Raw genomic sequence first — 7,163 nt, 5'->3', positions numbered from 1 at the left:
GCCACCGAGTAGCGCTCATGGGCCAGGCCCCAGCTGATGACGGCGAGACCGGTCGCGGGGCGGGCGGGCAGATGGATGAACTCGGGTAGTTCGTTGAGCAGCGGATGGCTGCGGCGCCTGCCAAGTTCATACGCACCGCACAGCAGCGCGGTGCGCACACCGGGCCCGGCGATCTCACGTGGCTCCCCCGGATGGGCCGTCTCGGTGACCAGTGACGATGGGCTATCGATCAGGTCGTGGTCGGCGCCGCGCGGCATGAACAGCACGTCACCGGCACCGAGTGCGATCGGTTCGGATCCTGGTGGGACCGCCAAGCACGAACCTTGCAGCACCACATGGAAACCCGCCCCTGGCACCACGGGGTACCGGCGGCCCCATGGCGCGTGCCGGGCGAACATCCCGGAGGTGGGGCTGCCGGTCCGGATCGCCGCGATGGTGTCGCTGAGGATGTCCACCCGAATAACTCTACAGCTCACAACATGAGCGTTTCAGACATGAAGTAGAGCAATTAAAGCATTCATACAATCAATTCAGCGGCATACGGTTATGACCATGACGAACACGAACTCCACCAAGTCCATCGCCGTCTACGGCGCCACGGGCCACACTGGCGGGTACCTGCTCGCTGAACTCCGCCGCCGCGAGCTCATTCCGACCCTGGTCGGGCGCAACGTGGACCGCCTGCGCGCCGCCGCGACCGCGGCCGACCTGACCGACGCCGATATCCGGGTGGCCGCCCTCGATGATCACGACGCCATGGTGGCCGCGTTCCGCGATGCCGATGTCGTCATCAGCAGCCTGCCCGCCTACGTCACCAACGGCGAGGCAGTACTGTCGGCCGCGATCGACGCGGACGCGCACTACACGGATCTGTCCGGCGAACAACTGTTCGTGCACAAGGTCTTCCAGGACTACTCCGCACGCGCCGAGGCCGCAGGCATCACCCTCGTGCCCGCGGTGACCGACAGCAATCTGCCCGGCGACCTGCTCGGCCACCTGACCAGCCGACGCGTCGGCGGCGGGGCCGATATCACGATCAGCCATCACAGCAAAGGGGAGGGAGACGGTTCCCGCGGCAGTGCCCAGACCGTCCTGGCCAGCGTGGACTGGTTCCGAGAGGGCGGCTGGCACTACGCGCACGGATCCCGGCAGACCGGCAGGCCTCAGGTCACCGAGCTGCGCTACCCGGCCGACGAGCTGAAGCCCGCCGCGAAATTCCCGGTGACCCCGGTTCTCACCATCCCGCGACACAGCGAGGTCGCCTCGGTGACAGGGCTGCTGCCCGGCGGGCTTCCCGAGGGCTTGGCGGCGTTGACCGCCGAGATCGTCGCGACGCTGCCCGCGACGCCCGACCCTGCCGCGGATATGCGCTACGACCTCGTCGTCGATGCCGAGGGGCCGGACAAGTCCGTGCGCGGTGTACTCAGCGGCCTCGACTCCTACCGCGATTCGGCGCTGATGGCGGTCGAGGCCGCGGTCCGGCTCGCCGCGAACACCACCAAGCCGGGTGCGCTCGCCGCGGCCGAAGCCTTCGACGCCGAGGACTTCCTCGATGCCCTGGCGCCGCACGGCATCACCTGGCGCATCGAACTGTTGTGACCATTGCCGAGAAACGACGACGGGGCGAGGAGTCACCTCCTCGCCCCGTCCTCATCACCGACCACTACTCGGCGATGTCGATCACCCCTTCGTCGACCGCCCATGTGATGGTCCGGTCGAGATCTGCGCAGGATTCGGGTCGTCCCGGTCCGGCGCCCTGCTCGGCGAGCTTGGCGTAGACCGGGCAGCGGGCGGCGGGGTCACCTTTCCACTGGATCGAGGTCTGATGCGAACTGCTCTTGCGCACCAGAACCTCGCTCTGACAGGTCAGGCACCGCAGCGGAGTCAGCCCCTCCTCCAGGTACCGCGACTTGTCGACGACCGTCTGGGCGGCGACCGCGGCTCGCCGCGCCGGTTGGTCGGCGAAGTCGGGTGCTTTCGCCCAGGTCGCGGTCATTACACACCCGCCTCCGCGGCGGCCGAATCGGCCTCTGCGGCCTCGACCTCGGCCTTACGGCGCAGGTTCTCGGCGACCTCGGCTTCCCACGCTTCGTTGGCCTTGGTGGTGTCGACCTCGAACTCGAAGCGCTGGGTCATCTTCTCGGTCACGTCGGCGGCGTCGACGTAGAACTGCTCGTACCAGCGACGCAGCTGGTAGACCGGGCCGTCCTCCTCGCATAGCAGCGGGTTGTCGACCTTGGACTTGTGCTTCCAGATCTCGACATCCTGGAGGAAGCCGTCACCGAAGAAGGTGGTCATGCTCTTGGCGAGCTTTGCCGCCGTTGCGTCATCGAGACCCTTCGGCTTCTCGACGCTGAGGCCCCACTGCAGGACGAACGAATCCTGATCGACCGGATAATGGCAGTTGATCAGGTTGACCGTGATCTCGTAACCGCCATAGATGTTGACCAGCGGGTTGATCATGTAGGAAGGGCCGAAGTACGACGCCTCCGACTTGAGCAGGTTGTCTCCGCCGTACTTGGCCGCGATTCCCACATCCGGGCGGCCCTTGGTCTCCAGGAACTGGGTCGCGACGTGACCTTCGAACACATTCTTGAAGTAGGTCGGGAAGGCGAAGTGGATGTAGAAGAAGTGGGCCATGTCGACGACGTTGTCGATGATCTCGCGGCAGTTGGCGCCCTCGATCACCAGCGAGTTCCAGGTCCATTCGGTCCAGTCATCGTTCAGCTCCTCGACCGGATTGCCCTCGGCATCGGTGTAGGGGCCCTTGATGTAGGGGATCGCGACCTCGGGCGGTGGCGGGTTGCCCTCATGGTCGTGCCAGACGAACAACTGGCCGTTGCGCTCGAGGGTGGTCCACTTCCTGGTCCGTGCCAGTGGTGGCACTCGACGCGCGTACGGAATCGAGGTGCATTTGCCACTCGCGCCCCAGCGCCAGTCATGGAAGGGGCAGGCGATGTCGTCGCCCTTGACCTCGCCCATGCTCAGGTCGCCGCCCATATGCCTGCAGTAGGCATCGAGCACACGCAGTTCGCCCGCGGTGTCGGCCCAAACGACGAGTTTGGTGCCGAACGCATTGACCGAATGCGGTTTGCCGTCACGGAACGTCTTGGCCAGACCCAGACAATGCCATCCCCGCGCGTATCGGGTGGGCGCCGAGCCGACATCCAGCTCTCGAACCTTCGCACCGCTCCCCTGTGGGGTAACTGCCATCGCGAATCCTCCTCCTTCTGTACTAGAACACGTTACAAAAATGTCGCGTTCCACGCCAGCGATAGCGCCTACTTCCTGCGCATGCCGTGCAAAACCCCGCGATGAACACCTGTTCTCGACATAAATAAGAACGTGTTCTAGTCTCAGAGACAAATGAGTACCGGTTACCAACCAAGGCAGGAGCAGGTCCGGAGATGACGCAAGAAGTGACCGAACGGGTCGAAGCGCTGTTGCCGATGCTGCGCGAACACGCGCAAGAGGCCGAGGACCTGCGGCGCATCCCAGACGAAACCATGAAGGCACTGCAGGAGACCGGCTTCTTCAAGCTGCTCCAGCCCAAGCAGTGGGGTGGGTACGCCGCCGATCCGGTGATCTTCTACGACACTGTCCGCAAGCTCGCCAGCGCGTGCGGATCCACCGGCTGGGTGGCAGGCATCATCGGCGTGCACAACTGGCACCTCGCGCTGTTCTCGCAGCAGGCGCAGGAAGAGGTGTGGGGCGACGACACCGACGTCCGCATCTCCTCCTCGTACGCGCCGATGGGCGCGGGCACCGTCGTCGAGGGGGGTTACCGGGTCAGCGGCTCCTGGGCCTGGTCCTCGGGCTCCGACCACGCCGACTGGACCTTCGTCGGCGGACCGGTGATCAAGGACGGTCGCCCGGTCGACTTCGGCAGCTTCCTCATCCCCCGCTCCGAATACCGCATCGACGACGTGTGGAACGTCGTCGGCCTGCGCGGCACCGGCTCCAACACCCTGGTGGTCGAGGACGTGTTCGTGCCGCGGCACCGGTTCCTCAGCTACAAGACGATGAACGATCTGGCCTCGCCCGGCCTGGAGCAGAACACCGACCCGGTGTACAAGATGCCGTGGGGCACCATCCATCCCACCACCATCTCCGCGCCGATCGTCGGGATGGCCTACGGCGCCTACGCCGCCCATGTCGAGCACCAGGGCAAGCGGGTGCGTGCGGCCTACGCCGGCGAGAAGTCCAAGGAAGATCCGTTCACCAAGATCCGCATCGCCGAGGCCTCCAGCGATATCGATGCCGCGTGGCGTCAGCTGGCCGGCAATGTCGCCGACGAGTACGCCCTGCTGCTCGAGGGCAAGGAGATCCCGTTCGACCTGCGGGTGCGCGCCCGGCGTGACCAGGTCCGCGCCACCGGCCGGGCCATCGCCTCGATCGACAAGCTGTTCGAGAGCTCCGGCGCCACCGCCCTCGCCAACGGCACACCGCTGCAGCGGTTCTGGCGTGACGCGCACGCGGGCCGGGTGCACGCCTCCAACGATCCCGAGCGCGCCTACCTGATGTACGGCGCGCACGAATTCGGTCTGCCGGTCACCGACGGGATGGTGTGACGTGACCTCGACCACCGAGCTCACCTTCGAGTCGACCTCCCGGTTCGCCCAGGTGCGACCGGACCTGAAGCTGCACTACCACGAGGCGGGCGTCGGCAACGGCCCCACGATCGTGCTGCTGCACGGCGGCGGGCCCGGAGCGTCCTCGTGGTCGAACTTCTCGCGCAATATCCCGGTGCTGGCGCGGGACTTTCACGTCATCGCCGTCGACCAGCCCGGATACGGACAGTCCGATAAGCCGACCGACCATCCGCAGTACTACGTGCACAGCTCGACCGCACTGAAGGACCTGCTCGATCAGCTCGGCATCACCGAGCGGGTGCATCTGCTGGGCAATTCCCTCGGCGGCGGCACCGCGGTGCGGTTCGCGCTCGATTTCCCCGACCGCGCAGGCAAACTCATCCTCATGGGCCCGGGCGGGCTGAGCACCAACCTGTTCGCGCCCGACCCCACCGAGGGCGTGCGGCTGCTGTCGAGGTTCACCTATGAGCCGACGCGCGAGAACATCGAAGCGTTCATCCGGATCATGGTGTTCGACCAGTCGATGGTCACCGACGAGTTGATCGATGAGCGTTTCGCCGCGGCGGGCACGCCGGAATCGATCGCCGCCATGAAGGCCATGGGCAAGTCCTTCGCGAGTGCCGATTTCGAGAAGGGCATGCTGTGGCGTGACGCTTACAAGCTGCGTCAGCCGGTGCTGCTGATCTGGGGCCGTGAGGACCGGGTCAACCCGCTCGACGGCGCGCTGGTGGCGTTGAAGTCGATCCCGCGGGCACAGCTGCACGTGTTCGGTGGCTGCGGGCATTGGGCCCAGCTGGAGAAGTTCGCCGAGTTCAACCGGCTGGCAACGGATTTCTTGAACGGGGTGAAATAGCCATGGGGATTCGCGCGCTCGGATATATGCGGATCGAGGCCACCGATATGGCGGCCTGGCGCGAGTACGGCCTCAAAGTGCTCGGCATGATGGAGGCACCCGGTCCCGATACCGACAACCTCTACTTGCGGATGGATGATTTCCCGGCGCGCCTGGTGATCGTGCCCGGTGAGAAGGACCGGTTGCAGGTCTCCGGCTGGGAGGTCACCGATGCGCCTGCACTACAGGAGCTTCGGGAAACTCTCTCCGCCGCCGGGGTCGCCTTCAAGGAGGCCACCAAGGAGGAGCTCGCCGAGCGCCGGGTCGAGAACATGATCCGGTTCGAGGACCCCTCCGGCAATACGCTGGAGGCCTTCCACGGGGCGCAGTACCTGGCACGCCGGTTCGTCAGCCCCTACGGGCACAAGTTCGTGACCGAAGAGCAGGGCCTCGGACATGTGGTGCTGACCTGCACCGACGATGCCGCGGCTCAGGTGTTCTACCAGGACGTGCTCGGCTTCCGGTTGCGCGACTCGATGCGGCTGCCTCCGCAGATGGTCGGCAGGCCCGCCGACGGCGATCCGGCGTGGCTGCGGTTCTACGGCTGCAACCCGCGCCATCACTCGCTGGCCTTCCTGCCGCTGCCCAATTCGACCGGCATCGTCCATCTCATGCTCGAGGTGGAGAACTCCGACGACGTCGGGCTCTGCCTCGATCGCGCGGCGCGCAAGAAGGTGAAGATGTCGGCCACCCTCGGCCGTCACATCAACGACAAGATGCTGTCTTTCTACATGAAGACTCCCGGCGGGTTCGATATCGAATTCGGTTGTGAAGGTCTGGAAGTCGACGACCACGCCTGGATCGCGCGTGAATCCACCGCGGTGTCTCTGTGGGGCCACGACTTCACCGTTGGGATGAAATAACGATGAGCGACGGGGCGGAAGTGACTACGCAGGAATACCCGGAGATCGACGGTCGCCAGTTCCGGAATGTGCTGGGGCAGTTCTGCACCGGCATCACCGTCATCACCACCTTCGACGGTGACGATGCGGAGAAGACGCCGATCGGCTTCGCCTGCCAGTCGTTCGCCGCCCTGTCGCTCGACCCACCGCTGGTGCTGTTCTGCCCCACCAAGGGCTCGCGCTCATGGGCCGCGATCGAACGCAACGGACGCTTCTGCGCGAACGTCCTCGCCGAAGAACAGCAGCAGGTGTGCGCCCGCTTCGGTTCCCGCGAGCCGGACAAGTTCGCCGAAATCAACTGGCGCACCTCTGAACTGGAGCTACCGCTCCTTGACGGCGCCCTGGCCACCATCCAGTGTTCGGTGGACCGCGTCGTCGACGGCGGCGATCACCACATCGTGATCGGCCGTGTGCTGGCCCTGTCGGAGTCGACCACCTCCGGCAGGCCGCTGTTGTTCTACCGCGGGCAGTACACCGCCATCGAACCGGACAAGACGGTGCCGGCGCCGTGGCGGGCGGATCTGGAGCATTTCCTGACCACGACCACATTGGATACCTGGTTGTAGGAGCACGACATCGCGGATTCGTCCGCATCCAAGCCCGGCCGGGCTCGCAGATTCCGGCCGGGCTTTGTCGTGTTCGGGGATGTATCGATCGGCATCGTGGTCCAGCCCAGCCGGGACAACCCGACCTGGGCTCGGGTCGAACTGCCAACATCCGAAATCATAAGTGCTCAGTTGTTGAGCACTTATCTGCGGAGGATGGAGTCGAATCGAA

At 65.4% G+C, this 7,163-nt stretch carries 8 protein-coding genes; 5 read left to right on the top strand and 3 right to left on the bottom strand.

The genetic code is table 11. The features are described from left to right. A partial coding sequence (locus GV792_RS28075; RefSeq protein ID WP_163828005.1) for a cupin domain-containing protein occupies positions 1 to 455 on the bottom strand: 455 nt, incomplete at its 3' end. Between the two features lie 97 nt (positions 456 to 552). On the opposite strand from GV792_RS28075, the gene GV792_RS28070 reads away from it, so the two are divergent. After that, complete coding sequence (locus GV792_RS28070) at positions 553 to 1,599, top strand: saccharopine dehydrogenase NADP-binding domain-containing protein (protein ID WP_163828004.1); 1,047 nt, start codon at positions 553 to 555, stop codon at positions 1,597 to 1,599. Between the two features lie 64 nt (positions 1,600 to 1,663). Here GV792_RS28070 and GV792_RS28065 read toward each other — a convergent pair whose 3' ends face one another. Then, positions 1,664 to 1,996 (bottom strand): hypothetical protein, encoded by a 333-nt coding sequence (locus GV792_RS28065; protein WP_163828003.1) that lies wholly within the window; start codon positions 1,994 to 1,996, stop codon positions 1,664 to 1,666. Further along, a complete protein-coding gene (locus GV792_RS28060) occupies positions 1,996 to 3,213 on the bottom strand; it encodes a Rieske 2Fe-2S domain-containing protein (RefSeq protein ID WP_163828002.1) in 1,218 nt (405 codons plus the stop codon). The genes GV792_RS28065 and GV792_RS28060 overlap by 1 nt, the downstream gene beginning before the upstream one ends. Positions 3,214 to 3,407: 194 nt before the next feature. On the opposite strand from GV792_RS28060, the gene hsaA reads away from it, so the two are divergent. The 4 genes from hsaA to hsaB are packed head-to-tail and all read left to right on the top strand — an operon-like array spanning position 3,408 to position 6,952. Then, positions 3,408 to 4,571, top strand: a complete 1,164-nt coding sequence (gene hsaA / locus GV792_RS28055; RefSeq protein WP_163828001.1) for a 3-hydroxy-9,10-secoandrosta-1,3,5(10)-triene-9,17-dione monooxygenase oxygenase subunit — start codon at positions 3,408 to 3,410, stop codon at positions 4,569 to 4,571. A gap of 1 nt (position 4,572) precedes the next feature. Next, positions 4,573 to 5,445, top strand: coding sequence for a 4,5:9,10-diseco-3-hydroxy-5,9,17-trioxoandrosta-1(10),2-diene-4-oate hydrolase (hsaD, locus tag GV792_RS28050; protein ID WP_163828000.1), 873 nt, complete (start codon positions 4,573 to 4,575; stop codon positions 5,443 to 5,445). Positions 5,446 to 5,447: 2 nt separating this feature from the next. Next, positions 5,448 to 6,347, top strand: coding sequence for an iron-dependent extradiol dioxygenase HsaC (hsaC, locus tag GV792_RS28045; RefSeq protein ID WP_163827999.1), 900 nt, complete (start codon positions 5,448 to 5,450; stop codon positions 6,345 to 6,347). 2 nt (positions 6,348 to 6,349) lie between these two features. Then, on the top strand, positions 6,350 to 6,952 hold the full coding sequence (gene hsaB, locus GV792_RS28040) for a 3-hydroxy-9,10-secoandrosta-1,3,5(10)-triene-9,17-dione monooxygenase reductase subunit (RefSeq protein ID WP_163827998.1): 603 nt from the start codon (positions 6,350 to 6,352) through the stop codon (positions 6,950 to 6,952). Positions 6,953 to 7,163 lie beyond the last annotated feature (211 nt).

The sequence above is a fragment of the Nocardia cyriacigeorgica genome, assembly GCF_010868145.1.
Lineage (GTDB): Bacteria > Actinomycetota > Actinomycetes > Mycobacteriales > Mycobacteriaceae > Nocardia > Nocardia cyriacigeorgica_D.
The sequence above is the reverse complement of the archived record's forward strand: the minus strand, read 5'-3'. Positions and strand labels throughout refer to the sequence as shown.